The 25,936-nt window shown below is 27.7% G+C and carries 25 protein-coding genes; 17 read left to right on the top strand and 8 right to left on the bottom strand.

Annotated features, from left to right (window positions below; genetic code table 11):
- Positions 1-8 precede the first annotated feature (8 nt).
- The 4 genes from CKV87_RS03300 to ispG all read right to left on the bottom strand — a co-directional run bounded on the left by CKV87_RS03300 (position 9) and on the right by ispG (position 5,108).
- Positions 9-1,175, bottom strand: a complete 1,167-nt coding sequence (locus CKV87_RS03300; protein ID WP_012012429.1) for a nucleotide sugar dehydrogenase — start codon at positions 1,173-1,175, stop codon at positions 9-11.
- Between the two features lie 65 nt (positions 1,176-1,240).
- Positions 1,241-2,683, bottom strand: a complete 1,443-nt coding sequence (locus CKV87_RS03295; protein ID WP_004510714.1) for a replicative DNA helicase — start codon at positions 2,681-2,683, stop codon at positions 1,241-1,243.
- Between the two features lie 62 nt (positions 2,684-2,745).
- Positions 2,746-4,047, bottom strand: a complete 1,302-nt coding sequence (locus tag CKV87_RS03290) for a diguanylate cyclase (RefSeq protein ID WP_012012428.1) — start codon at positions 4,045-4,047, stop codon at positions 2,746-2,748.
- Positions 4,047-5,108 (bottom strand): flavodoxin-dependent (E)-4-hydroxy-3-methylbut-2-enyl-diphosphate synthase, encoded by a 1,062-nt coding sequence (gene ispG, locus CKV87_RS03285; RefSeq protein WP_012012427.1) that lies wholly within the window; start codon positions 5,106-5,108, stop codon positions 4,047-4,049. The genes CKV87_RS03290 and ispG overlap by 1 nt, the downstream gene beginning before the upstream one ends.
- 98 nt (positions 5,109-5,206) lie before the next feature.
- Between ispG and CKV87_RS03280 the strand changes: the two genes are divergently transcribed.
- Genes CKV87_RS03280 through CKV87_RS03215 form a run of 14 tightly spaced genes read left to right on the top strand, consistent with a single transcriptional unit; the run spans position 5,207 to position 20,949 of the window.
- Positions 5,207-5,911, top strand: coding sequence for a CvpA family protein (locus CKV87_RS03280; protein WP_012012426.1), 705 nt, complete (start codon positions 5,207-5,209; stop codon positions 5,909-5,911).
- A 12-nt stretch (positions 5,912-5,923) separates the two neighbouring features.
- On the top strand, positions 5,924-7,438 hold the full coding sequence (gene lysS, locus CKV87_RS03275; protein WP_012012425.1) for a lysine--tRNA ligase: 1,515 nt from the start codon (positions 5,924-5,926) through the stop codon (positions 7,436-7,438).
- Positions 7,439-7,451: 13 nt separating this feature from the next.
- Positions 7,452-8,714 carry a serine hydroxymethyltransferase gene (locus CKV87_RS03270; protein WP_012012424.1) on the top strand — a complete coding sequence of 421 codons (1,263 nt, stop codon included), beginning with the start codon at positions 7,452-7,454 and terminating at the stop codon, positions 8,712-8,714.
- Positions 8,715-8,739: 25 nt separating this feature from the next.
- Positions 8,740-9,768: an SPOR domain-containing protein gene (locus CKV87_RS03265; RefSeq protein WP_012012423.1), complete on the top strand. Its 1,029-nt coding sequence runs from the start codon at positions 8,740-8,742 to the stop codon at positions 9,766-9,768.
- Between the two features lie 10 nt (positions 9,769-9,778).
- Positions 9,779-11,194, top strand: coding sequence for an anthranilate synthase component I family protein (locus tag CKV87_RS03260; RefSeq protein WP_012012422.1), 1,416 nt, complete (start codon positions 9,779-9,781; stop codon positions 11,192-11,194).
- 9 nt (positions 11,195-11,203) lie between these two features.
- Positions 11,204-11,989: a pyridoxine 5'-phosphate synthase gene (locus CKV87_RS03255; protein WP_004510707.1), complete on the top strand. Its 786-nt coding sequence runs from the start codon at positions 11,204-11,206 to the stop codon at positions 11,987-11,989.
- A complete protein-coding gene (gene pdxA, locus CKV87_RS03250) occupies positions 11,982-12,917 on the top strand; it encodes a 4-hydroxythreonine-4-phosphate dehydrogenase (RefSeq protein ID WP_012012421.1) in 936 nt (311 codons plus the stop codon). The genes CKV87_RS03255 and pdxA overlap by 8 nt, the downstream gene beginning before the upstream one ends.
- The gene (locus CKV87_RS03245; protein ID WP_012012420.1) at positions 12,914-13,981 is read left to right on the top strand and encodes an ATP-binding protein; all 1,068 of its coding nucleotides are present in this window, start codon (positions 12,914-12,916) and stop codon (positions 13,979-13,981) included. Before pdxA ends, CKV87_RS03245 begins: the two co-directional genes overlap by 4 nt.
- 56 nt (positions 13,982-14,037) lie before the next feature.
- Positions 14,038-14,745 carry a UMP kinase gene (pyrH, locus tag CKV87_RS03240; RefSeq protein ID WP_004510703.1) on the top strand — a complete coding sequence of 236 codons (708 nt, stop codon included), beginning with the start codon at positions 14,038-14,040 and terminating at the stop codon, positions 14,743-14,745.
- Between the two features lie 22 nt (positions 14,746-14,767).
- The gene (locus CKV87_RS03235; RefSeq protein WP_004510702.1) at positions 14,768-14,986 is read left to right on the top strand and encodes a DNA-directed RNA polymerase subunit omega; all 219 of its coding nucleotides are present in this window, start codon (positions 14,768-14,770) and stop codon (positions 14,984-14,986) included.
- Positions 14,987-15,019: 33 nt separating this feature from the next.
- Positions 15,020-17,164: a RelA/SpoT family protein gene (locus CKV87_RS03230; protein WP_012012419.1), complete on the top strand. Its 2,145-nt coding sequence runs from the start codon at positions 15,020-15,022 to the stop codon at positions 17,162-17,164.
- A gap of 18 nt (positions 17,165-17,182) precedes the next feature.
- A complete protein-coding gene (gene tyrS / locus CKV87_RS03225) occupies positions 17,183-18,391 on the top strand; it encodes a tyrosine--tRNA ligase (protein ID WP_012012418.1) in 1,209 nt (402 codons plus the stop codon).
- 12 nt (positions 18,392-18,403) lie between these two features.
- Entirely contained in the window at positions 18,404-19,483 is a 1,080-nt protein-coding gene (locus tag CKV87_RS03220; protein WP_041644888.1) for a nitronate monooxygenase, read from the top strand.
- A gap of 5 nt (positions 19,484-19,488) precedes the next feature.
- Positions 19,489-20,949 (top strand): N-acetylmuramoyl-L-alanine amidase family protein, encoded by a 1,461-nt coding sequence (locus tag CKV87_RS03215; RefSeq protein WP_012012416.1) that lies wholly within the window; start codon positions 19,489-19,491, stop codon positions 20,947-20,949.
- On the opposite strand, the gene CKV87_RS03210 is transcribed toward CKV87_RS03215, so the two are convergent.
- The 4 genes from CKV87_RS03210 to CKV87_RS03195 are packed head-to-tail and all read right to left on the bottom strand — an operon-like array spanning position 20,912 to position 23,538.
- The gene (locus tag CKV87_RS03210; protein ID WP_012012415.1) at positions 20,912-21,358 is read right to left on the bottom strand and encodes an NUDIX domain-containing protein; all 447 of its coding nucleotides are present in this window, start codon (positions 21,356-21,358) and stop codon (positions 20,912-20,914) included. The two genes, CKV87_RS03215 and CKV87_RS03210, sit on opposite strands and share 38 nt — an antisense overlap.
- A gap of 13 nt (positions 21,359-21,371) precedes the next feature.
- Positions 21,372-22,439 carry an LptF/LptG family permease gene (locus tag CKV87_RS03205; RefSeq protein WP_012012414.1) on the bottom strand — a complete coding sequence of 356 codons (1,068 nt, stop codon included), beginning with the start codon at positions 22,437-22,439 and terminating at the stop codon, positions 21,372-21,374.
- A 2-nt stretch (positions 22,440-22,441) separates the two neighbouring features.
- Positions 22,442-22,993, bottom strand: coding sequence for an aminoacyl-tRNA hydrolase (pth, locus tag CKV87_RS03200; protein WP_012012413.1), 552 nt, complete (start codon positions 22,991-22,993; stop codon positions 22,442-22,444).
- Positions 22,994-23,001: 8 nt separating this feature from the next.
- Entirely contained in the window at positions 23,002-23,538 is a 537-nt protein-coding gene (locus tag CKV87_RS03195) for a 50S ribosomal protein L25/general stress protein Ctc (RefSeq protein WP_012012412.1), read from the bottom strand.
- A gap of 147 nt (positions 23,539-23,685) precedes the next feature.
- Between CKV87_RS03195 and folD the strand changes: the two genes are divergently transcribed.
- The 3 genes from folD to rpiB are packed head-to-tail and all read left to right on the top strand — an operon-like array spanning position 23,686 to position 25,780.
- On the top strand, positions 23,686-24,549 hold the full coding sequence (folD, locus tag CKV87_RS03190) for a bifunctional methylenetetrahydrofolate dehydrogenase/methenyltetrahydrofolate cyclohydrolase FolD (protein ID WP_004510693.1): 864 nt from the start codon (positions 23,686-23,688) through the stop codon (positions 24,547-24,549).
- Positions 24,543-25,325, top strand: coding sequence for a signal peptidase I (gene lepB / locus CKV87_RS03185; RefSeq protein WP_012012411.1), 783 nt, complete (start codon positions 24,543-24,545; stop codon positions 25,323-25,325). The genes folD and lepB overlap by 7 nt, the downstream gene beginning before the upstream one ends.
- Positions 25,325-25,780 (top strand): ribose 5-phosphate isomerase B, encoded by a 456-nt coding sequence (gene rpiB / locus CKV87_RS03180; protein ID WP_012012410.1) that lies wholly within the window; start codon positions 25,325-25,327, stop codon positions 25,778-25,780. Before lepB ends, rpiB begins: the two co-directional genes overlap by 1 nt.
- Positions 25,781-25,936: the final 156 nt, after the last annotated feature.

Raw genomic sequence — 25,936 nt, 5'->3', positions numbered from 1 at the left:
ATTTCCCCTTAATCATTTCCAAAAATGTCTCTAGTATAAACTTTGTCTTGTACATCTTTTAAAATATCACTTAGTCTATTTGCTACTATTACATCCGATATCTTTTTAAACTCACTTAAATCTTTTATTACTCTTGAATTAAAAAATGTATCTTCATTTAATACTGGCTCATATACTACTACTTCTATACCTTTTGCTTTTATTCTTTTCATTATTCCTTGTATTGCAGAACTTCTAAAATTATCACTTCCAGTTTTCATCACAAGTCTATAAATACCAACTATTTTTGGATTTTTTCTAATAATACTATCTGCTATAAAATCTTTTCTTGTAGAGTTTGATTTTACAATAGCTTCTATTAGATTACTTGGTACTTCACTATAATTTGCTAAAAGTTGTTTTGTATCTTTTGGCAAACAATATCCACCATATCCAAAACTAGGATTGTTATAATGCGTTCCTATTCTTGGATCAAGTCCAACACCATCAATTATCTGTTTTGTATCAAGATTATGAGCAGACGCATAAGAGTCAAGTTCATTAAAATATGCAACTCTCATCGCAAGATAAGTATTTGAAAATAGTTTTATAGCTTCAGCTTCAGTTGAATCTGTAAATAATACTGGAATATCTTTTTTTATAGCACCTTGCTCTAATAATTTTGCAAAAGTTTCAGCTCTTTTTGATTGTTCACCTACGATTATTCTGCTTGGATATAAGTTGTCATATAAAGCTTTTCCCTCTCGTAAAAATTCTGGTGAAAAAATAATATTAGAAGTTTCAAATCTTTCTCTTACTTCTTTTGTATATCCAACTGGCACTGTTGATTTGATAACCATTGTAGCATTTGGATTTATTTCAAGTACATCTTTTATAACTGCTTCAACAGATTTTGTATTAAAATAGTTAGTCTTTTCATCATAATCAGTTGGTGTTGCGATAATTATAAAATCAGCATCTTTATAAGCTTCATTTTTATCTAAAGTTGCTTTAAAATTTATATGATCTTTTTTTAGATACTCTTCTATCTCTTTATCTTCTATTGGTGACATTTTATTATTTAGCATTTCAACTTTTTGTGGAACTATATCAAGTGCTATTACTTCATTGTATTGAGATAGAAGTAAGCCATTTGATAAACCTACATAACCTGTTCCTGCTATTGCTATTTTCATACTTATCCTAAATAAATTAATAACTTTTATTTTACTACAAATTAGCTTATAATTATTACAAATAATTATAAAATATTTGGTATATCTATATTTGTTTCTTTTTCTATATCTGCTACATTTTCAAAGATAACTTCTATTGGAGCAGCACCATGTTCATTTTCTTTATCCAAAAACTTAGTTAAGTTTTTATGGAAATCAAGTTTTACAGTACCTATTGGTCCATTTCTTTGTTTTCCTATTATTATTTCAGCTTCTTCTATTGGTTTATTTATAAATTTTGATTTATAATCTTCACCTTTATCTTTTGCTTCTTTCTCTTTTCTTGCTTCATCTCTTTCTTTATAAACATCATCTCTATAAACAAACATGATAATATCAGCATCTTGTTCAATAGCTCCAGACTCCCTTAAGTCACTTAACATTGGTCTTTTATCAGGTCTACTTTCAAGTCCACGATTTAGCTGAGATAAAGCAATAATAGGGATTTTAAGTTCCCTTGCAAGCATCTTAAGACCTCTTGAGATATCTGAAACTTCTTGATGTCTATCTTTTGTACCAATTCCTTGCATAAGTTGAAGATAATCGATAATTACAAGTTTTATATTATTATCTTCATTTTGAGCTAGTTTTCTCACTCTTGCTCGAAGTTGATTAATATTTACACTTCCACCATCATCAACAAAAAGTTTTTTTGTATTTAAGCTATCAAAAGCTGAACTCAAATTTGACCATTGAGCATCATCCATATCACCTTTTCTTAAGTTTTGTAATGGAATAGAAGTTTTAACAGATAACATCCTAAGCATTAGTTGCTCTGCTGGCATCTCAAGAGAGAAAAATATTACACCTTTTCCTCTTTCTACATTTTTTAATGCCATATTTAAAACAAGGGCCGTTTTCCCCATTGCAGGACGCGCTGCAATTATTACTAAATCCCCTTCATTAAAACCTGTTGTTCTTCTATCAAGTGCATCAAACCCAGTTGTTTCACCAATTAAGTGTTTATTACCAAGTTTTTTCATTTTTTCAATATAAGATAGAGTTGAATGAGTAATTGATTGCATATCTTTTAGTTCAGAAGTTGCACTATCAGTTGAGATTTTATATAACTCACCTTGAATAGTATCTAGTGCTTCATTTGCACTTACTTCATCTTCAATAGCAACTTTTTTTATAGTTGTTGCCAATGAAGCTAGTTCTCTTTTAACTGAACTATCTTTTATTTCTCTTACATAGGCTAAAGTATTTGTAATTGGATTTGCAGATAGTATTTCAAGAAGTATAGAATCATCTACATCTTTTGAATTTACTTTATTTCTAATAAAATCTTCGTCAATTGGCATACCTTCATCATGAAGTTTAACCATTACTTCAAAGATTTTTTTATGTGCAGGTAGATAAAAATCTTTTGGTTTTAAAATTCCTAAAATATCTTCTAACTCTTCAGGATTAAAAAAAATCGAACTTAAAACAGCTCTTTCTATATTTATACTATAAACACTATCCATTTTTACTCCCAATAATAAAAGATGGATATTTTAGCCAAAACTAAGTTAGGGCTAAATAAATATCAACAAATAGTATTTCTTCCGCTATTTTTTGCTTCATATAATTTTTTATCTACCAATGAAATAGTATTTTCAAAATCTTTGAAATAACTATTATTTCCATTTTCTGGATAGATTTCTATCATTCCGATACTAATAGTTGCTGATATTTTATTTCCGTCCAAGTTTAAAACAAAATTAGCAATATCTTCTCTAATTTTATTTAAAATATCTTTTGCCTTTTTTGTATTTATTGCAGGAAGAATTATCATAAACTCTTCACCACCATATCTTATGATTATATCTGAAGTTCTTAGATGTTTTTTTGCAATATGTACAAAGCTTTTTAACATTTTATCACCAGCTAAATGTCCAAAAGTATCATTTATATTTTTGAAGTGGTCAAAATCACACATTGCAATAACAAAAGGCTCAAAAGTTGCAAATGAGATTTCTAATTGATTTTGATACAACTGACTTAATCTTTGTCTATTTAAAGCTCCAGTTAATGGATCTTTTGAAGCTTCAGAATTTATCAAAGTATTATCTATTAATGCAAGTTCTGTTCCTAAAGATAAAGATATCATTTCACATTTTTCTAAATAAATCAAAATAATATGATTATTACCTTGCGTTTCAATAAGACAATTTTTAATCTGTTTTGCAAAAAAGTGTAAATTTTCATGAAGTTTAGAAATATTTTTATACTTAGAACTATTTTTTATAATTTCTAAACCTTCTTTATCTAACCACTTTCCAAAAGTACATAAATTATGATTTATTTCTGGAAAAATATTTATATCTGCTAAAACAATAGCTTTAGCTAAATCTTCCAACCACTCTAAATGCATTTTGTAGTAATAAATTATATTGCTTTGAGAAATTCCACTTAAATTTGATAAGCTAAAATTATTTTTTTTATTCAAATCAACTATATATTTATTTAGATATGTTTTTGCTATCATATCTTCAAAAAACAAATGTAGTTTATATAACTGCATAAGTTCATCTCTTACATCTTTATAAATTAATTTTTCCATTATAATTTTTTTAAGATTTATAAGTTCATAAGTTAGCATTATATAAGGTATATCTAGTTCAATATTATAATCTATCAAATCTTTATAAATTGAAGTGGCACTTTTTATATCACCACTACAAATTGATTTGATGATTAAAGTAAAGAAATTTTCTATTTTTTGTGATTCTTCATCTTCTATTTTTCTAAAATTTATAATATATTTTCTCAAAAATTCATCAATTATTATCTCTTCTTCATCTTTTAAAAATTTTTGAAAATTTGATATATCTAAAATAGAATCCATTAACTTCTCTTTTTGGCCTCAAATTCAACTTCTTCAATAAATTTATTTATTAAAGCTTCGCCAGAAAGTTTTTCTATAATTTCACCTTTTTTCATCACTAATCCACTACCTTTTCCAAAAGCTATTGCAACATCTGCACTTTTAGCTTCTCCAATAGCATTTACAACACATCCCATAACTGAAACATCAAGTGGAGTTTTTATGTGTGCTGTTCTTTTTTCTATTTCAGATACTGCACTTACTAAATCCGCTTCAATTCTTCCACATGTTGGACAAGAAATAATATTTAAACCCTCTTTTGCAATTCCAACATCTTTAAGTATTGCTCGCCCTACTTTTATCTCTTCTTCTAACTCACCTGTCATAGAAACTCTTAAAGTATCACCTATTCCATCAAGTAATAAAGCACCTAAAGCAATAGAAGATTTTATAGTTGAATGAAATTGTGTTCCAGCTTCAGTAACTCCTAAATGGAAAGGATAATTATTCATCGGTCTTAATTTTCTATAAGCTTCAACAGTCCTTTGAACATCACTTGCTTTTAGTGAGACTTTAATATCTGTAAACCCTAAATCTTCAAGATATTTGATATTATAATCCGCACTTGCAACCATACCTTCTGGTGTTTGCCCATATTTATCTTCAAACTCTTTTTCAAGCGACCCAGAATTTACTCCAATTCTAATAGGTATATTTCGCTGTTGACAAGCACGAACAACTTCTTGAACTCTTTTTTTATCACCAATATTTCCTGGATTTATTCGTATACAATCCACAACTTCAGCCGCAATTAAAGCTAATTTGTAATGAAAATGTATATCAGCAACAAGTGGTAATTGAACTTGTGATTTTATCTCTTTTAATGCATCAGCAGCTTCTTTATTTGGAACTGCAACTCTTACTATGTCTGCTCCTGCAAAGTGCAATCTTGTGATTTGATCAACTGTTGCTTTGACATCTGATGTTTTAGAAAATGTCATTGATTGTACTGGGATTGGTGCATCACCACCAATAGGAATATTTCCTACGTATATCTGTTTTGTTGGGTATCTTTTTATCATAAACAAAATTTTATCCAAAAGAATATTTAATTTACTTAAACTTCTATTTTGAAAAAATTCGGTAAAATTCACGGATTATTGAAAAAAGGATTATCTTTATGCAAAATATTGCAATTTTTGATTTAGTTATAATTACTATTACTCTTTTATTAGGATTAAAAGGACTTTTTAGAGGAATTATCAAAGAAATATTTGGAATTATAGGCATAATCGGAGCAATTTTTGTAGCTTCAAGAATTTCTACACAAACAGGAGAATTAATCGCTCCTGTATTGGTTTTAGAAAATCAAGCTACTATTAAACTTATTGGATTTGTAATTGCTTTAGTTATTGTTTGGCTTATTGCTTATAGTGCTGGAGTTGTTGTAAGCAAAATATTTTCAGCTAGTGGATTAGGAATAATCGATAGATTTTTTGGGTTTTTATTTGGAATGGCAAAAATATTTTTAATATTTTCTGTTATTGCTTATGCACTTTATCAAGTTAATTCATTTAAAAAAGTTATTGATGAACAATTTAAAACTTCTATTTTGATGCCTTACTTGCTTGATGTTGGTTCTGTTATCATTAAACTTGACACAACTGCTTTGACAAATAATATTGATAAGGCAATTGAAACAGTTACTGATACTCCTTCAACTATTCAAAATACAACTCAAGAGATAAAACAAGAAGTTGATTCAACTTTAAACAATGTTCAAGAAGTTGTTGAAGATGGTGTAAAAGATGCAGTTGAAGAAGAAGTGAAAACAACAAAAGATAAACTAAAAGATATTGCAAATAAAAATGAAAATAATCAATAAAGGATTTTAAAATTGTTTGAGAATATATACATACAACAAAGAATAGAAAAAGCAAATAAATTAAGAGAAGATGGAATTAATCCATACTCAAATGAAAGCTCAAGAAACTGTACTATTTCAAAATATCTAAATGTAAATAGTGATATTTTTCAATTAGAAGAAAAAAGAGATGAAAATCGAAACTACACAGTTGCAGGTAGAATTAAATTTTTTAGATTAATGGGAAAAGCAAGTTTTTTAAAAATTGAAGATGAAAGCGGAATGCTTCAAATTTATGTAGCAAGAGATAACTTGCCAGAAAATTTTTATAATGAAGTTTTCAAAAAAAATATTGAAGTTGGTGATATTATAGAAATTTCTGGTTATCCATTTGTAACTGGACACGGTGAGCTTTCACTTCATGCTGATAGTTTAAAAATCCTTACAAAAGCAATCTCTCCACTTCCTGAAAAATTCCATGGAATTCAAGATAAAGAGTTAAGATATAGACAAAGATATTTAGACTTAATTATGAATAGTGAAGTGAGAAAAACTTTTCATATTAGAAGTAAAGTTATAAGTTTAACTAGAAGATTTTTTGAAAACAAAGGTTTCTTAGAAGTTGAAACTCCAATGATGCACCCAATTGCAGGTGGAGCAAATGCTAAACCATTTGTTACTCATTTCAATGCTTTAGGTGTTGATAGATTTTTAAGAATTGCACCAGAACTTTATTTAAAAAGATTAATAGTTGGTGGATTTGAAGCAGTTTTTGAAATAAATAGAAACTTTAGAAATGAAGGAATGGATGCTACACACAATCCTGAATTTACTTCAATTGAATTTTATTGGGCATATAAAACTTATAAAGATTTAATTGTTTTAACAAAAGAGTATTTTGAATATTTATTTGAAAATTTAAATTTACCAACAATTCTTCCTTATGGAGAATTTAAAATTGATTTTAATAAATTTAGTGAAATTCCACTAATTCAATCTTTATATGAAATTGGTGGTGTTCCACAAGATATAGTTGAAGATAAAGATAAAATTCTTGCTTTCTTAAAAGCTAATAATCTTGAAGCTAATGCTAATTTAAATCTTGGTCAACTTCAAGGTGAATTGTTTGATGAGTTTGTTGAAGCAAAACTTATAAATCCAACATTTATTACAGAGTATCCAGTTGAAATTTCACCACTAGCAAGAAGAAGTGATGAAAAACCTCATTTAACAGATAGATTTGAGTTATTTATTGCAGGAAAAGAGATTGCTAATGCTTTCAGTGAGTTAAATGATCCAATAGATCAACTTCAAAGATTTGAAGGACAAATTGCTGCTAAAGAAGCTGGTGATGATGAAGCACATGAAATGGATGAAGATTTTGTAAATGCTTTATCTTATGGTATGGCTCCAACAGCTGGTCAAGGAATAGGTATTGATAGACTTGTAATGATGCTAACAAATGAACACTCAATTAGAGATGTTTTATTGTTTCCAGCAATGAAACCAATAAAACAAGAAATAGATTTATATTCAGAAGAAAAATAAAAAGGAGAAAGAGATGAGATATATAACAGAAGCGAAGTTAAAAGAGGCAGATGTAGAAGTATATAATATCATAGAAGAGGAGTTGAAAAGACAAACAACTCACTTAGAGATGATAGCAAGTGAGAATTTCACATCTCCAGCAGTAATGGAAGCAATGGGAAGTGTATTTACAAATAAATATGCAGAAGGTTATCCATATAAAAGATATTATGGAGGATGTGAACAAGCTGATAAAGTAGAACAATTAGCAATTGATAGAGCTTGTGAAATATTTGGATGTAAATATGCAAATGTTCAACCACACTCAGGAAGCCAAGCAAATGGAGCAGTATATGCTGCATTAATAAAAGCTGGTGATAAAATCTTAGGTATGGATTTATCTCATGGTGGACATTTAACTCATGGTTCTAAACCATCATTCTCTGGACAAAATTATCAAGCATTCTATTATGGAGTTGAACTTGATGGAAGAATTAATTATGATAAAGTTGAAGAGATAGCAAAAATAGTTCAACCAAAAATAATCGTTTGTGGTGCTTCTGCATATGCAAGAGAAATTGATTTCAAAAGATTTAGAGAAATAGCAGATTTGGTTGGTGCTATTTTATTTGCAGATATTGCACATATTGCAGGTCTTGTAGCAGCTAATGAACATCCAAGTCCATTTCCTCATGCACATATAGTTACAACTACTACTCATAAGACTTTAAGAGGTCCAAGAGGTGGTATGATAATGACAAATGATGAAGAGATAGCTAAAAAAATAAACTCAGCTATTTTCCCAGGACTTCAAGGTGGACCACTTGTTCATGTAATAGCAGCAAAAGCAGTAGCATTTAAAGAGATACTTGATCCAAAATGGAAAGACTATGCAAAACAAGTAAAAGCAAATGCAAGAGTGTTAGGAGAAGTTCTAACAAAAAGAGGATATGATATAGTAAGTGGTGGAACAGATAATCACTTAGTATTAGTAAGTTTTTTAAATAAACCATTTTCAGGGAAAGATGCAGATGCAGCTTTAGGAAATGCTGGTATTACAGTAAATAAGAATACAGTACCAGGAGAGACAAGAAGTCCATTTGTAACATCAGGGATTAGAATAGGATCTCCAGCATTAACAGCACGAGGGATGAAAGAAAAAGAGTTTGAATTAATAGCAAACAAAATATGTGATGTATTAGATGACATAAATAACACTAGTTTACAAGCTAAGATTAGCAAAGAGTTAGAGGAATTATCTAGCAATTTTGTTATTTATAATCAAGCTTCATATTAAAGGCTTTAACAAATAAGGATATATTATGCAAATAAAAGGTGAAGATTTTTTAAAGAAAGTTCAACTTCAACAAGAAAAAGAAGAATTAGAACGAAAATTAACAGAACTTGATGAATCAAGAATATCGATTAATAGCATTAATTTGGGAAATAATCTTAATAACGCGTATAGAAATATTGAAGAAGAGACTCCTTCAATTAACCTAAATAGAAATTCTATGAATAATCAATTTGAAGATGAACCTCATGAATTTGATAATATTATGCTAGAAAACCCAACTTTTGGAACAACAGGCGAAGATAATAAGAAAAAATACCTAATTTTAGGTATTTTACTTGTTGTATTATTTTTATTAACTATTATTATAATCCGTCTTTTAACAAGCGATTCAAAAAAAGAAGATCAATTTACATCAAATAATAACTCTTCAGAAATGAGAACATTATCTGAGAATAGTAATGCAATTGATGCAAATTATCAAAAAATAGTTGATACAGATAGAGCAAGAAAAGAGTCAAATGAAACTATGGTTCCATTACCAAATGCTACTTCAACTGATAGTAAATTAAATGCAATTGCTGAAACAAATCAAGCAAATACTCCTTCAGTAAATGAAACTTATCAAGCTGAAGCAAAAAACTCTATTTCAAATCAAGAAATGGATGATACTATCAAAAAAATCGAAGAAAAAAAAGCAAATAAAAAAGAGGAAACTGTTCAAAAAACTCCTACTGCAAAAACTGAATCAAAAAAATCTATAAAAGATTTAGTTGAAGGAAATTCAACTTCATCATCAACTGCTCAAAACTTTTCATCAGGAGCAAATGGTTATTTTGTACAAATTGGTGCTTTTTCTAAAAGACCAAGTGAAAGTTATTTAAATAGCATTACAAAAGAAGGATTTAAGTATAAAGTTATTCAAGAAGAGGTAAAAGGTACAATGTACAATAAACTTCTAATTGGTCCTTATTCATCAAGTTCAACAGCAGCTTCTAGTGTTTCTTCTATAAAAGAGAAACTAAATGTAACAAGTGCTTTTGTAGTTAAATATTAAAAGAGAAATTATGAATTTTTATAGCAAAGAGCTTTTTTTAGACCAATTTACTCCAGTTTCAATTTATGAAAGAATAAAATCTATTTATAAAGATGAGATTACTTTTTTATTTGAAAGTACAATAAATTCGAGTGCAAGCGATGGAAATTATTCTTATATAATTATTGGTGCAAGAGAAAGAGTTTGGTATGAAAATGAGACTTGCTATTTTAAAAATGAACTAGGAAAAGTTGAAGTTGTAGAGTCTAATCCTTTGAGATTTCTACAAAAATATTATAAAAATTTTGACAAAAAAATATATAAAGAAAAAGCTTTAGAATTAGGTATTGGATTAATTGATGGATTTATAGGTAATGTTGGTTATGACATGGCTAAAGAGTTTGAACCTAAATTAAATGCCTATATGAAAAATCTAAAAGATCAAATTGAAATTCCTGATTTAGATTTGATTCGTCCAAATATTATTTTAGCTTTTTCACATAAAACATCAAAACTTGTTTTACTAACATCTGTTGAATCAAAAAAAGATGAATTAAAAACAATTGAAGATTTATTAATTGGCTCTTACAACTATTTACCAATTAAAAAAGCTACTATTTTAGATGAAGGAAAATTTAACTTTACAAAAGAAGAATTTTTTGAAAAAGTTGCTAAATCAAAAGAGATGATAAAAGCTGGTGATATATTTCAAATTCTAATTTCAAATAGATTTATTCAAAAAGCAATTGTTGATAATCTTAGTTTTTATAGAGTTTTAAGAAGTAAAAATCCAAGTCCTTATTTATATTTATTAGAATTTGAAGAGTTCTGTATTGCAGGAAGTTCACCAGAAGTTATGGTAAGACTTATAGATGGTCATATTCTATTAAGACCAATTGCAGGTACAAGAAAAAGAGGAAAAACTTTAGAAAAAGATTTACAGATGGAAAATGAGCTATCAAATGATGTAAAAGAAAAAGCGGAACATTTGATGCTTGTTGATTTAGGAAGAAATGATGTAGGTCGTGTTGCACATCCAGGAAGTGTAAAAGTAACTGATTTAATGCGAGTTGAAAGATATTCTCATGTTATGCATATGGTTTCAGATGTTGAAGCAATTATTGATAATAAATACGATATGTTTGATCTATTTATGGCAACATTTACTGCTGGAACTATGACAGGAGCTCCAAAAATTAGAGCTATGGAATTAATTGCTTATTATGAAGGTATTAAACGAAGTTTTTATTCAGGAAGTATCGCTTATTTTGGATTTGATGGAAATATGGATAGCGCAATTACGATTAGAACAACTATGATTAAAAAAGATAGTGTTATTTTCCAAGCAGGAGCGGGTGTTGTTGCTGATTCAATACCAGAACTTGAATATTTAGAAGTTCAAAATAAATTGGCTGCAAACATTGCAACATTAAAAGATTTATCATAAAGGATTACTTTGTTACTTGGTGTAAATATTGATCATATAGCTGTTTTAAGAGAAGCTAGAAAGATAAATGATCCAAATCCATTAGATGCTTTAAGTATTTGTAAATTAAGTGGTGCAGAGCAAATAACTATTCACTTAAGAGAAGATAGACGTCATATCCATGATAATGATGCAAAAGCAATTATAGAACAATCATCACTTCCAGTAAATTTAGAATGTTCAATAAATAGTGATATTATTGATATTGTTTGTAAATTAAAACCTTCAAGAGCAACTTTAGTTCCTGAAAATAGAAATGAAGTAACAACAGAAGGTGGTCTTGATATAAAAGGAAACTTTGAAAAACTTCAAAAAGTAATAGATAAACTTCATGCAAATGAAATTGAAGTTTCACTTTTTATTGACCCAAAAGATGAAATAATTGAACTTTCAAAAGAACTTGAAGTTGAATGGATAGAACTTCATACAGGAACATTTGCTAATATTTATGCAATGCTTTATTCAAATTTAGCTTCAACTCACCATTCTATAAAAGAGTTAGAACTAAGTAAAAGTGAACTAAAAACAAAACTTTCTAAATCAATAAAACAGATAGAAACTTCTTCAAAACTTGCAAAAAAGTTAGGACTTAAAGTCGCTGCTGGTCATGGACTAAATTATCAAAATGTTACACTTATTTCAAAAATTCCTGAAATTGAAGAGTTAAATATTGGTCAAAGTATTATCGCTCGTTCAGTATTTACAGGTTTAAAACAAGCTATTATTGATATGAAAGAGTTAATAAAAAATGATTAAAGAATTACCAAAAATAGCTATAAGCATTGGTGATTTAAATGGTATTGGAATAGAAATTGCTCTAAAATGTCATAATCAAATTTCTAAAATTTGCCAACCAATTTATTGTATAAATAATAAAATGCTAACTCAAGCTTCAAGCTTATTAAAAATAAGAATTCCAGAAAATTTTGAATTATTTAAAACAAAAGGTGATTTTGAAATCAAACCTGGAACAGTTTCAAAAAAATCAGGGAAATACTCATTCAATTCTTTTATGGATGCAATAAATTTAGCTAATAAAAAAGAAGTAGATGCTATTTGTACACTTCCTATAAATAAAGAGTCTTGGAATAAAGCAGATATAAAATACAAAGGTCATACTGAAGTTTTAAGAGATTATTTTGGAAAACATGCAATTATGATGTTAGGATGTGAAAAAATGTTTGTAGCGCTTTTCACTGAACACATCGCATTAAAAAAAGTTCCAAAAAAAATAAATGAAGAAGATTTAACAAAGTTTTTAATTGATTTTTATAAAAATGTAAAATCTGAAAATATTGCTGTACTTGGATTAAATCCGCATGCAAGTGATAATGGTGTTTTAGGAGATGAAGAAGTTGAAATATTTAAAGCAATAAAAAAAGCAAATAAATATTTTCAAAAAGACATTTTCAAAGGTCCAATGGTTCCAGATACTGTTTTTTCACCGCTTTCAAGAAAAAACTTTAAATATTTTGTTGCTATGTATCATGATCAAGGACTTGCTCCTTTAAAAGCTTTATATTTTGAAGAAAGCATTAATGTAAGTTTAAATTTACCTATTATTAGAACTTCTGTTGACCATGGAACAGCATTTAATATAGCTTATAAAAATGAAAATGTAAACACTCAAAGTTACATAAATGCAATAAAAGAAGCAATAAATTTAATACAAAATAAAAAATGAATATTTTAGAATCTTGTTATGAAATACACTTTTCTAAAATAAATTTTATTGAAAGAAAAGTAAAAATTACAAATCCAAAAACCATACTATATGGTGCTCCCAAAACTGGTAAAAGTTTCTTAATTTATGATTTCTTATCAAATTTTAAAAGTGAAGAGTATCTGTATATTGACTTTTCTGATTTAAGAAATGATGAAAACTTAACATCACATGACTTAGAAGAATTTATAAAAAATAACCAAATTAAAACTCTAGTTTTAGAAAATTTTGACTTCCAATTTTTGATTCCTAAATGTGAAAACATTATAATATCAACAATGTATCCAAAAGAGATTCAAGGTTTTGAAACTATAAATCTAACAGCTTTAGATTTTGAAGAATATTTACTTCATGATAATAAATACCAAAATATCACTCAAAGCTTTAATAACTATCTTAAATTTGGTAATCTACCTGAAATTATCCATTTAGATGAATACAAAAAAATCCATAGATTACAAGAAATTATAAAATTATCTTGTAAAGATGAAACAATTTATGAAATACTAAAAATAATAATAGAAAATATTGACGAAAAGAAGTCTCTTTTTCAATTATTTAACTCTTTGAAAACTAAAATAAAAGTTTCAAAAGATAAATTCTATGAAGTTTGCAAAAATTTTGAAGAGAATAAAATAATATATTTTTTACCAAAATATAACCAAGAAAAATCTGCTAAAAAAATTTTTTGTTACAATTTTTCATTTTTTAAATCGATTACTCACACAAAAAAATTTAAAAATGAATTTTCAAATATGATTTTTTTGGAATTAATCAATAAATATGAAGATATTTACTATCTTGATAATATTGATTTTTATATAAAATCAAAAAAACTTGCCATTATATCTATTCCTTTTTTTAACTCATTTTTAAATGCCTCTTTAATCAAAAAGATTATAAAAAATGCACTTGAATTTGATATTGAAGAAATTAATATAATCACTATTTCAAATAATGAAAAAATTTCTGACCCAAAAATCAAAATAATTGCTACTCCTTTTTATGAATGGGCATTAAGCTAAGTTTTTGTTAATACTTTTTTAGATAAAATCCAAAAATTATTGAAGGAAAAAAGTAGATGAACAAACGAGTACTTGTTAAATTTTCTGGTGAGGCATTAGCTGGTGCAGAGGGTTATGGTATTGATACAAAAATATTAGATTATATAGCTGAAGAGATAAAAAGTTTAGTTGAAAATGGTATTGAAGTTGCCATTGTTATTGGTGGGGGAAACATAATCAGAGGTGTTACAGCTGCTGCTGATGGTGTTATAAAAAGAACAAGTGCAGATTATATGGGAATGCTTGGAACAGTAATCAATGGTGTTGCTATGCAAGAAGCCTTAGAGTATAAAGGTCTTAGTGCAAGATTACAAACTGCCATAAAAATGGAACAAATTGCAGAACCATTCATAGTTAGAAAAGCTATGAGACACTTTGAAAAAGGAAGAGTTGTAATATTTGGAGCAGGAACTGGAAATCCTTATTTTACAACAGATACTGGTGCAACTTTAAGAGCAACAGAAATTGGTGCTTCAATGTTAATAAAAGCTACAAAAGTAAATGGTGTTTATGATAAAGACCCAATGAAATATCCTGATGCACAAAAACTTGAAACTTTATCTTATGATAGAGCATTAGAAGATCAAATCAAAGTTATGGATGATACGGCAATTGCTTTAGCAAAAGACAATAAACTTCCAATAGCTGTTACAAACATGAATGAAAAAGGTAATCTTTTACGAATTGTAAAAGGTGATTATAGTAAGTGTTCTATAGTAAAATAGATATTTAATTAAAGGAAAAATTATGATTAGATTAGAAGAAAGAATTTCAAAAGCTTTAAAACAAGTTGACAATGATAGATATATTTTAGCAATTGCAGTAGGTCAAAGAGCAGATGAATTAAGTAAAGGTGCAAAACCACTTTTAGAGCAAAACACTCAAAAAATGAAATATACAGATATCGCAATAGATGAAATTGCTGCTGGTCTTTTAAAAATTGAAGGTTTAGTTGATAAAAAATAAGTTTGCTAATTTAATATTTTTATCTGAAAATTTATGAATCAATTTTTTAAAGAAATTCAACATATAAACAGTGTTGAAGATGCTATAAACAAATTAAAAACTCTGATTGATATTTCACCAAAACTTTATGAAATAATAAATTTTATAATAGAAGCACATGAAGGTCAATTTAGAAAAAGCGGTGAACCTTACTGTGTTCATCCAATATTGGTTGCTTGTGTAACTGCTAGTTTTTCAAAAGATGAAGCAGTTATTGCAACTGCCCTACTTCATGATGTTGTAGAAGACACTTCTTACACTTTAGATTTTGTAAAAGACAAATGGGGTAGCGATATAGCCCATATGGTTGATGGTCTTACAAAAATAGTTGAAATACGAGAACACGAATTTGTAACTCCCAAAGATGCAACTAACTCAAAAATAATCTCTTCAGCTTTAACTTTTAGAAAAATGTTAATTGCGTCTATTGATGATGCAAGAGTTTTAATAGTAAAACTTTGTGATAGACTTCATAATATGCTAACACTTAGTGTTTTACCAGACCATAAACAAAGAAGAATAGCTGAAGAAACTTTAGTAGTTTATGTTCCTATTGCAAATAGACTAGGAATTTCAACTTTAAAAAATGAACTTGAAGATTTAGCATTTTTTTATATTTACCCTGATGAATACAAAAAAATTGACGATTTTTTAAAGCAACATGAACACTCTATGCAACTTAGCTTTAATAATTTTATAGCAACAACAAAAAATCTTTTAGAAAAAAATGGCTTTGAAGCAGACAAAATAAAAATTTACTCAAGAATAAAACACCATTACTCAATCTACTTAAAAATGCAAAGAAAAGGTATTTCTATTGACGAAGTTTTAGACCTTTTTGCTATTAGAATTTTAGTTGAAACTCCAATAGATTGTTATAAAGTTTTAGGATTTATGCATCTTGAATTTAAACCTTTAGTTTCAAGATTTAAAGATTATATTGCAACACCTAAAGAAAATGGTTATCAAACAATTCATACAACAGTATTTTATAACTCTAAAATTTATGAAATACAAATTCGTTCATTTGATATGAATAGCGTTGCAGAATATGGAATTGCGGCTCATTGGCAATATAAATCTGGTGTGAAAAACTCAACAAATCTTAATTGGTTAAAATCACTAGAATTTTCAAATGAAAATATCGAAGAATTTTACGCTGATGCAAAAGAAAATTTATTTAATGATGAAATAATAGTATATTCACCAAAAGGTGAAGTTTTTATTCTTCCTGTTGGTTCAACTGCTTATGACTTTGCTTTTGCAGTACATACAAACATAGGTAAAAAAGCTATTTCTTGTTATATAAATAAAATTAAAAAACCTCTATTAACTGTTTTAAAAAGTACAGATATCGTGCAAATTGAACTTGGAGAAGAAGTGGTTGTAAGATGTTCTTGGATGGAAATGGTAAAAACTTCAAGAGCAAAAAAACAGATAAAAATACTTTGTACTCAAAGACAAAAAGAGATAGATGAATTATCAGGGAAAAATATAATAAATACTGTTTTTTCAAGATATTATGAAAGTATAACTGACACTTTTCCTATTGGAAATTTATATAAAGTTCCAACTGTCTTAAGCTTTTTTAAACACACAAAATTATTACTTGAAAAAAAGATAGCAAAAGATAAAGGTTTGATGGCTAGATTTAAAATTTTAACAAGTAAAATAAAAGAATTTAAATTTGATAATATGCTAATATACTCTAATTTCAGTATAAATTCTGTATCATTTGACCATTGTTGTCATCCAAAATTTGGAGATGATATTGTTGCGTTTAGAAATGGTCACGAAGCCATTATTCATCACAAAATGTGTGATAAAGCTTACAATAGAATAAAAACAAATCAACAAATGCTCTTTTGTACATGGACTAAAAATAGTGTTTATCAGTACAAAATGCTAATAAGTATCCCAAATACTAGAGGTGAATTAGCAAGAATATTCACTTATCTTTCTCAAAATGAGTTTTATATTTTGGGAGTATCATTTGGAAGACAAAAGCATACATATATTCAATACTGTGAAATAGAGTTTGAAACAAATAAATCAAATATTGATGAAGTAAAAAAAATTGTAGAAAAAAGAATAAAAGTTATAGAGTTCTTTTCAAAAAAAGATGCTTATAACAAATAATTTAAAGGTTAAAAAACAATGGATAATAGAGTTTTAGAAGCATTAAATGAGATAAAAAGAGGAGTTGCAGAAATTATCGATTTTGAAGCAATAGAAAAATTAATAAAAAGATATTTTGAAACTGGTGAAAATTTTTATGTAAAAGCAGGATTTGATCCAACTGCACCAGATATTCACTTAGGACATACAGTTTTAATTCAAAAGCTTGCACTTTTCCAAAAATTTGGTGGAATTGTACAGTTTTTAATTGGTGACTTTACTGCAACAATTGGTGATCCAACAGGAAAAAGTGAAACTAGAAAAGTATTAAGTAGAGAACAAGTTTTAAATAATGCAGAAACATATAAACAACAAGTATTTAAAATTTTAGATGAAAATAAAACACAAGTAGTATTTAATAGCTCATGGTTAAATGAATTAGGAACTGCTGGACTTATAGCTTTAGCTTCAAATTTAACAGTTGCTAGAATGTTAGAACGAGATGATTTTTCAAAAAGATATAGTTCAAATACTCCAATAGCAGTAAGTGAATTTTTATATCCATTACTTCAAGGGTATGATTCAATTGCATTAAATTCAGATGTTGAGTTAGGTGGAACAGACCAAAAATTCAATTTATTAATGGGAAGAACTTTACAAAAAGCATATAACTCTAAAAAGCAACAAGCTGTTTTAATGATGCCAATTTTAGAAGGATTGGATGGTGTTCAAAAAATGTCTAAATCTTTAGGTAACTATATTGGTGTTACAGATGAACCTTTTGATATGTTTGGAAAGATTTTATCAATTTCTGATGAACTTATGTGGAGATATTATGAACTACTTTCATCAAAATCTTTAAAAGAGATTGAAGAATTAAAAATTAATGTAGAAAATGGTTCAAAACATCCTAAAAAAGTAAAAGAAGAACTTGCAATGGAAATTGTTGATAGATTTCATGGAGCAGGATTTGGAGAAAAAGCTAAAGATGAATTTGAAAAAGTATTTGCAAAAAAAGATATTCCAACAGAGATAGAAGAGTTTCACTTTGAAAAAGAGATTTGGATTTGTCAAGCTTTAGTTGATTCAAAATTAGTAGATTCAACTTCTCAAGCAAGACGAGATATTAAAGCAAATGCAGTTTCTATAAATCAAGAAAAAATAAATGATGATAAACTAATTTTAGAAAAAGGTGAATATATTTTACAAAAAGGTAAAAAAAGTTTCGCTAAGATATTAATAAAATAAGAAGGGCTAATTGTGAAAATAGGAAAATATGAAATAAGGCATCCAATTATTCAAGGTGGAATGGGTGTAGGAATAAGTTGGGATCAATTAGCTGGAACTGTTAGTTTAGAAGGTGGTCTTGGTGTAATCTCTGCTGTTGGTACTGGTTATTACAAAAATTTAAGTGAAAAAGTTCACATAATTACAAAAAGAGATAAACCTAAAGATGTAATAAACTTTTATAGTAAAGATGCATTAAAAGAGATTTTTGATAATGCAAGAAAAATCTGTGGAAAACTTCCTCTAGCATGTAATATTTTATATGCAATAAATGATTATGGAAGAGTAGTAAAAGATGCTTGTGAAGCAGGAGCAAATATCATAATTACAGGAGCTGGAATTCCTACAAATATGCCTGAATTTACAAAAGATTTTCCAGACGTTGCACTTGTTCCAATTGTTTCAAGCGCAAGAGCTTTAAAACTTATTTGTAAAAAATGGCAAAGATACAATAAAATTCCTGATGCAGTAATCGTTGAAGGACCTTTAAGTGGTGGGCATCAAGGATTTAAGTATGAAGATTGTTATAAAGAAGAGTTTCAATTAGAAAATATTGTTCCTCCTGTTATTGAAGAAGCTAAAAATTGGGGAGATATTCCAGTTATTGCAGCTGGTGGAATTTGGGACAAAAAAGATATTGATAAATTCTTAGGTCTTGGTTGTGTTGGTGTTCAAATGGCAACTAGATTTATAGGAACATTTGAATGTGATGCAGATGCAAAATTTAAACAAGTTTTATTAAACGCAAAAAAAGATGATATTCAACTAATGAAATCTCCGGTTGGTCTTCCAGCACGAGGAGTTAGAACAAATCTACAATTTTCAATAGAAAACCACACAGCTCCAAAAGTTCAATGTGTTTCTAATTGTGTTGCACCTTGTAACAGAGGACATGAAGCAAAAATCGTTGGTTACTGTATAGCAGATAGATTGGGTGCAGCATATCAAGGTGATGTTGAAACTGGTTTATTCTTTTCTGGTTCAAATGGCTATAAAATAGATAAAATAATTTCTGTAAAAGAACTAATGGAAAAATTAGTTAAAGGAGAGTAAAAATTTTGAGATTTTTTTTTCTCCTTATCTTTTCTTTTAATTTACTCTTCTCAGCGGCTAATACTAGTCTTGAGCAGCAGTACCGTGATGCAAAAATAGATTTTCTAAAAGCATCACTAAAAGATAATGATGATGAAAAAATAACAGAACTACAAAAAATCATAGATTTAGGTAAAAAACTAAAAAAAGATACTCGTCCTGATGAAAAAAAACTTGAAGTTTTAAGATCTAAAAATTTAGGGAAACCTATTACAAAGAATAGTACAAAATCAAATCAAACTCAAAATGTACAATCACAAACAAAATCTGAAGAGAAAAAAAACTCACAAAATGTTTTATATTCTATAAAATCTGTTTATACTTCAAATAACACAGTTGTAATTGATTTTAATGTTGATATTAGCCAGAACGATGTGAAATACTTTAAACTAAATCCTAACCCATCTTATAGAGATGTTTTTGATATAAATGGTTATTTTAAAGATGCTGTTAATACAAAATTATCATTAGATGAAGTCGAAAATATTGTTGTAGGACAAAATCAACCAAATGTTTTAAGAATTGTTTTTTCTAATAAAACAAGCCCAAATATAACATATACAATAAGTAAAAGACAAATTATAATAATAGTAAATGGAAATAGCTCAAATAAAAAAGTTTCTAAACAAGAAATAAAAAATGAACCTAAACAAACTTCATCTCAAAATAAAACAAATTCAAAACAAAATTCTGAAGTAACTACTAAAACAACAACTCCCACAAAAGTTACAACTCCAAAAAATAGTATAAATAAAACTATAGTTATAGATGCTGGTCATGGTGGTGATGATGTTGGTGCAGTAGGACCAAATAAAAGATATGAAAAAGTTATAAATTTAAATGTAGCAAAATATTTAGAATCAATTTTAAAACAAAGAGGTTACAAAGTATATCTTACAAGAAGTACAGACGTTTTTATTAAAGTTATGGATAGAACAGTTTTAGCAAATGAAAAAAATGCAGACCTTTTCATCTCTATTCACACAAACTCTATGCCAAAAGAAAAAGCGAATAGTACAAGCGGTATTGAGACATTTTTCTTAAGTCCTGCTAGAAGTGAAAGAGCAAAAAAAGTTGCTGCTTTAGAAAATAAAGATGATATTAGAGAGATGAATGAATCATCAAAAAGTGCATTTTTAGAAAGCCTTAATCGTCCAAGAATAACAGCTTCTCATAAGTTTGCAATAGATGTTCAATCTGGTTTGTTACAAGCAGCTAGAACAAAGTATAAAGATGTAAATGATTCAGGAGTAAAAGAAGGACCTTTTTGGGTTTTAGTTGGAGCTCAAATGCCATCAATTTTAATAGAAGTTGGATTTATTTCTCACCCTGAAGAGAGTAGAAGACTTTATGAAAAAGATTATCAACAACTTTTAGCAAATGGTATTGCTAATGGTGTAGATTCTTACTTTTCAAAAAATCCTTAATTTCATTTATTAAATCTTGCTGTTTCTTTTTTATTTTAGGAAGATTATTTAAAGAAAAGAATTTTACTTTTGAATTTTCCCAAGATAAATATTGTTCTTTTAAAGTATCATTTATAAAATATTTTTCTATATTTTCTATATTTTTAAAATTTACTAACCAAACTCCAACATCTTTATCATCATTTAATTGTTCAAAATACTCTTCAAATAGTGCGACATCAACACTTATTGAACTCTCTTCAAAGAATTCTCTTTTTGCACACTCATATGCAGTTTCATTTCTAGTTTTTGTACCTTTTAAGCAGCCCCATCTATCTTTACTTGCTACAGATTTGCACAATAATATCTTTATATCATCCCCTTTTACATAATAAGGAACGATTCCATAAGCTTTAACCAAAGATGCCATATTTTTTAGCCTTTTAAGAATTTATCTTTTTATTATAAAAGTAAATAGAAAAAATTACCCAAATAAACATAGTTAAAAGCATAGATATTTCAGGAATAACAGTACCAGAACTTGTAAGTCTAAATACTAAAAAGAAAAATCCCCATACAATCAATGTTCCAAAAATTGAAAAGGATACAAATTTTGCCATATTAAAAAATCTACTATTTAATGAAGCAAATGAATAGACTAAAATAAGGATAGGAATTACAAAAAATGGAATAATTAATTGATTATATAAAATAGTTCTTATTTTTTGAGTATTCATGCCTTGATCTTTTAATAAAATTAAAGCTGATACTGCATCCATAATAGAAAAATCTGATTTACTTTCATATACATTATCTAAAATTTTTGGTTTAAAACCTTCTAATGTATGTAAAAATTTTTCATATCTAACATCAAGTTTTGAGTTATTAATATCTATATTTTCAGGTTTATTTATAACTTTTACATCAACAACATACCATTTATCATTTTGAAAGTATGCTTTTTCACCAATAATTGTTTCAACTAAATTATCGCCCTTAACTTTGTAAATATGAATGTTTTCTGCCTTTTTTTCTAAAGGTAATAATTTTTGAAAATATACATAGTATTCATTATATTTTAAAAAAATATCACTTTTTGTATTTGAGAAATATTCATCATTTAATATTTTTCTTTTTTGTTCGTAAGAGTAAGCTAACGGTGTCATTTGTAAAAAAATCAAAGTAATTAATAAAGATATTGAGACAATAACAACTGGCATAAAAATATTTTTTCTTGTTGCACCAAGCGCATTAAAAGCTACAAATTCATTATTTTTAATAAATAAAACTAAAGTTACAATCCAGCCAAAAACTATCGATAAAGGCAAGGCTAAAGTTAAAGTAAAAAAGCTATTATATAAAATATAAAGTAACTGTAAGTTTGCAGAAGCAGGAATATTTTTAAAATTTTGTAAATAATCTATTCCAACAAAAAAAAGTTCTAATGAAATTAAAACTATTATAAAGTTAATTAAATATTTTTTTAAAATGTACTTGCTTAATATACTCATGATTACTTCAATGTGAATTTAGATTTTACTTCATCAATGTCAGCAGTTTTAAGTGCTTCAATTGCATTTATAGTATGTTTTATTATATCTTCTAATTTATTTAACTCTTCTTTTGAAAAATCACTTAATACAAAATTTGCAACATCATCTTTATTTTGTGGCTTTCCAATACCAATTCTTACACGAATATAATCTTTTCCAATGTGAGAATCTAAAGATTTTAAACCATTATGTCCACCATGACCACCACCAATTTTAAACTTAACTGTTCCAAATGGTAAATCTAAATCATCATGAATTACAATAATATTTTCTAAATCAATTTTATAATACTCTTTTATACTATGAACTGCAACACCAGAATTATTCATATATGTTGTTGGTTTTGCAAAAAGGTTATAACCAGATTTAAGTAATGTTGATTGAAAGTTTGAATTATTTACGTTTGAAGTTTGTAAGTTTTTAGCCATCTCATCGATAACTAAAAAACCTACATTATGTCTTGTATATTGATATTTTTCACCAATATTTCCAAGACCAACAATTAAATACATAGTTTTAATTATTTAGCTTTAATAACACCAACAACTGGTACTCTTGGGTCTAAATAACAATCTACATTTGCAGGGAATTGAATATCTCTAATTAAAATATTGTCACCTGTATCTAAATTTGTAACATCTAAAACTATTTCATTTGGTAAATTTTCAATAGTTGATTTTACAGGAATTCTTCTTGTATGAACCATTAAAAGACCTTTATTTTTAAGACCTTTTGCAGTTCCAACAGCTTTAACTGGAATACTATAAGAAGTTCTAACTCCAGCTTGTGCAACCATTAAATCAACGTGTAATAACTCTGAAGTTAATGGACATTTTTGATACTCTTTTACTACAACTTTTAATACATTTCCACCTAATTTAACATCAAATGCTAAAGTTTCTTTGTTTCTTAAAAATTTGATAAACTCATTTTTTTTGAATGCTGCAGCAACGTTTTCTAAACCTTTACCATAGATATTTGCGATTAAATATCCTTCTCTTCTTAAAGTTTTAGTAGCTTGTTTTGTCATACTATCTCTGATGATACCCTCTAACATAACGATTCCTTTGTTTTAATTTTAAATTGAGTCGGGATTATATTTTAATTTAACTAAATATTTGTTGAAGTTTTTATTTAACTCTTGATTAATTCAAATTTAGCTATTATATTAACCTTAATTAATCAAAAATATAAGGTAAATCCAATGATATTATTAGATGGAAAAGCATTATCTGAAAAAATCAAAGCAGAAGTAAAACTAGAAGTTGAAGAAATAGTAAAAGAAAAAGAGATAACTCCAGGGCTTGCAGTTATTTTAGTTGGAAATGACCCAGCAAGTGCAACTTATGTAGCTAGCAAAGCAAAATCATGTGAAAATGCTGGAATTTATTCAGTAGTTCATAAAATGCCAGAAACTATTACTCAAGAAGAACTACTTCAAACAATAGCAATGATGAATAAAAATCCAAAACTTGATGGTATTTTAGTTCAATTACCTCTTCCAAAACAAATTGACACAACTGTTGTTTTAGAAGCTATTGATCCATTAAAAGATGTTGATGGATTTCATCCATATAATGTAGGAAGAATGGTTTCAAATCTTGATGCATTTTTACCTGCAACTCCATTTGGTGTTATGAGAATGTTCGAAGAGTATGGTATAGAACTTAGTGGAAAAAATGTAGTTGTTATTGGAAGTAGCGATATTGTTGGAAAACCAATGGCTTCACTTTTAATAAACGCAAAAGCAACAGTTACAGTATGTAATAGTAGAACAAAAGATTTAAAAGCTCATACATTAGCAGCTGATATAGTTGTAATTGCTGTTGGTGTTCCTTTCCTTTTAAAAGAAGATATGGTAAAAGATGGAGCAATAGTAATTGATGTTGGTATAAATAGACTTGATACAGGAAAACTTGTTGGTGATGCTGATTTTGAAGGATTAAAAAATAAATGTTCTTTTTTAACTCCAGTTCCAGGTGGTGTTGGTCCAATGACAATAGCAATGCTTTTAAAAAATACAATAAAAGCTTCTAAATTAAGAGAAAAAAGAGAAAATAGATGTTAAAAAAAGTTTATAACTGGTCATCTTCTTGGACTGGTACAATAGTAATTGTTCTTGCAATTATCTTCTTTATCGCACAAGCATTTGTAATTCCTAGTGGAAGTATGAAAAATACGCTTTTAGTTGGAGATATGCTTTTTGTAAAAAAATTTTCTTATGGAATACCAACACCAAGAATTCCTTGGTTAGAAGTTAAAGTTCTTCCAGATTTTAATGATAATGGACATTTAATAGAAGGAGAAAGACCAAAACGTGGTGATATCGTAGTATTTAGATATCCGCATAATGAGTCAATTCACTATGTAAAAAGAGCAGTTGCGACTGGTGGAGATATTGTTGCACTTAAAGATAAACACTTATATTTACATCCTAAAGAAGGAAATGAGTTTGTAAAAGCTAATTATCCTGCTGAAAATATTGTAGAAATTGATGATAAACTTTGGGTTGTTGATCCATATAAAAAAGAGCATCCAGGAATTCACACAGATCCAAGTGTTACAAACAATGGATATAATCCAAAAGAGTTATTTAACATGCATCCAATTGTTATTCCAGAAGATGAAACATTTATGATGGGGGATAATAGAGATCACTCAAATGATTCAAGATTTTGGGGAACAGTTCCATATAAATATATAGTTGGGAAACCTTGGTTTATCTATTTTTCATGGGATGATGATTATAAAATTAGATGGGATAGAGTATTCAAATCTGTTGATAGTCTAGAAAAAAATATTGATGCAAACACTCAAATTAATCATGAAGAAGGAATCTACTAATGAAATATTTTATAGGTGCAGATCATGCAGGAATTGAGATTAAAGCTTTTGTAAAAGATTTATTTGAGCAAAGAGGACATCAAGTAGAAGATTTAGGACCATTTAATAAAGATAGAGTTGATTATCCAGATTATGCATCAAAAGTATGTAAAAAAGTTCTTGAAAATGAAGGAACTATGGGAATTCTAATTTGCGGTTCAGGTTTGGGAATGAGTATGGCTGCAAATAAATTTGATGGGATAAGAGCAGCACTTTGCCACAATGAATATAGTGCAAGAATGGCTAGAAAACACAATGATGCAAATGTTATTTGCTTAGGTGAAAGAGTAAGTGGCGAAGGTATGATTGAAGCTATTATAAAAGCTTGGGATAAAGCAGAATTTGAAGGTGGAAGACACGAAGGTCGAGTTGCTAAAATAAATGCTTTAGGAAAAATGGGAAGTTGTAGAGCATAATTTTATGCTCCACTTTATCATCAATATAAATTACTAAAAAATCATCTTCTATCCATAATAATTATTTATCAATCTTTTTTCATAAAAAATGCCATTCATATTATAAGTGCCTATTTATCAATATTATGAGATAATCAAAACAAATTTAAAAGGCAT

Origin of the sequence: Aliarcobacter butzleri (assembly GCF_900187115.1) — a bacterium.
Taxonomy (GTDB): domain Bacteria; phylum Campylobacterota; class Campylobacteria; order Campylobacterales; family Arcobacteraceae; genus Aliarcobacter; species Aliarcobacter butzleri.
Note: the sequence above shows the minus strand (reverse complement) of the source record. Positions and strands in the feature narration are given on the sequence as shown.

Excerpts from the sequence above, each read along its gene's own strand:
- CKV87_RS03300 (WP_012012429.1), bottom strand. The coding sequence starts at position 1,175 with ATGAAAATAGCAATAGCAGGAACAGGTTATGTAGGTTTATCAAATGGC.
- CKV87_RS03295 (WP_004510714.1), bottom strand. The coding sequence starts at position 2,683 with ATGGATAGTGTTTATAGTATAAATATAGAAAGAGCTGTTTTAAGTTCG.
- CKV87_RS03290 (WP_012012428.1), bottom strand. The coding sequence starts at position 4,047 with ATGGATTCTATTTTAGATATATCAAATTTTCAAAAATTTTTAAAAGAT.
- ispG (WP_012012427.1), bottom strand. The coding sequence starts at position 5,108 with ATGATAAAAAGATACCCAACAAAACAGATATACGTAGGAAATATTCCT.
- CKV87_RS03280 (WP_012012426.1), top strand. The coding sequence starts at position 5,207 with ATGCAAAATATTGCAATTTTTGATTTAGTTATAATTACTATTACTCTT.
- CKV87_RS03270 (WP_012012424.1), top strand. The coding sequence starts at position 7,452 with ATGAGATATATAACAGAAGCGAAGTTAAAAGAGGCAGATGTAGAAGTA.
- CKV87_RS03265 (WP_012012423.1), top strand. The coding sequence starts at position 8,740 with ATGCAAATAAAAGGTGAAGATTTTTTAAAGAAAGTTCAACTTCAACAA.
- CKV87_RS03260 (WP_012012422.1), top strand. The coding sequence starts at position 9,779 with ATGAATTTTTATAGCAAAGAGCTTTTTTTAGACCAATTTACTCCAGTT.
- pdxA (WP_012012421.1), top strand. The coding sequence starts at position 11,982 with ATGATTAAAGAATTACCAAAAATAGCTATAAGCATTGGTGATTTAAAT.
- CKV87_RS03245 (WP_012012420.1), top strand. The coding sequence starts at position 12,914 with ATGAATATTTTAGAATCTTGTTATGAAATACACTTTTCTAAAATAAAT.
- pyrH (WP_004510703.1), top strand. The coding sequence starts at position 14,038 with ATGAACAAACGAGTACTTGTTAAATTTTCTGGTGAGGCATTAGCTGGT.
- CKV87_RS03235 (WP_004510702.1), top strand. The coding sequence starts at position 14,768 with ATGATTAGATTAGAAGAAAGAATTTCAAAAGCTTTAAAACAAGTTGAC.
- CKV87_RS03230 (WP_012012419.1), top strand. The coding sequence starts at position 15,020 with ATGAATCAATTTTTTAAAGAAATTCAACATATAAACAGTGTTGAAGAT.
- tyrS (WP_012012418.1), top strand. The coding sequence starts at position 17,183 with ATGGATAATAGAGTTTTAGAAGCATTAAATGAGATAAAAAGAGGAGTT.
- CKV87_RS03210 (WP_012012415.1), bottom strand. The coding sequence starts at position 21,358 with ATGGCATCTTTGGTTAAAGCTTATGGAATCGTTCCTTATTATGTAAAA.
- CKV87_RS03205 (WP_012012414.1), bottom strand. The coding sequence starts at position 22,439 with ATGAGTATATTAAGCAAGTACATTTTAAAAAAATATTTAATTAACTTT.
- pth (WP_012012413.1), bottom strand. The coding sequence starts at position 22,993 with ATGTATTTAATTGTTGGTCTTGGAAATATTGGTGAAAAATATCAATAT.
- CKV87_RS03195 (WP_012012412.1), bottom strand. The coding sequence starts at position 23,538 with ATGTTAGAGGGTATCATCAGAGATAGTATGACAAAACAAGCTACTAAA.
- folD (WP_004510693.1), top strand. The coding sequence starts at position 23,686 with ATGATATTATTAGATGGAAAAGCATTATCTGAAAAAATCAAAGCAGAA.
- lepB (WP_012012411.1), top strand. The coding sequence starts at position 24,543 with ATGTTAAAAAAAGTTTATAACTGGTCATCTTCTTGGACTGGTACAATA.
- rpiB (WP_012012410.1), top strand. The coding sequence starts at position 25,325 with ATGAAATATTTTATAGGTGCAGATCATGCAGGAATTGAGATTAAAGCT.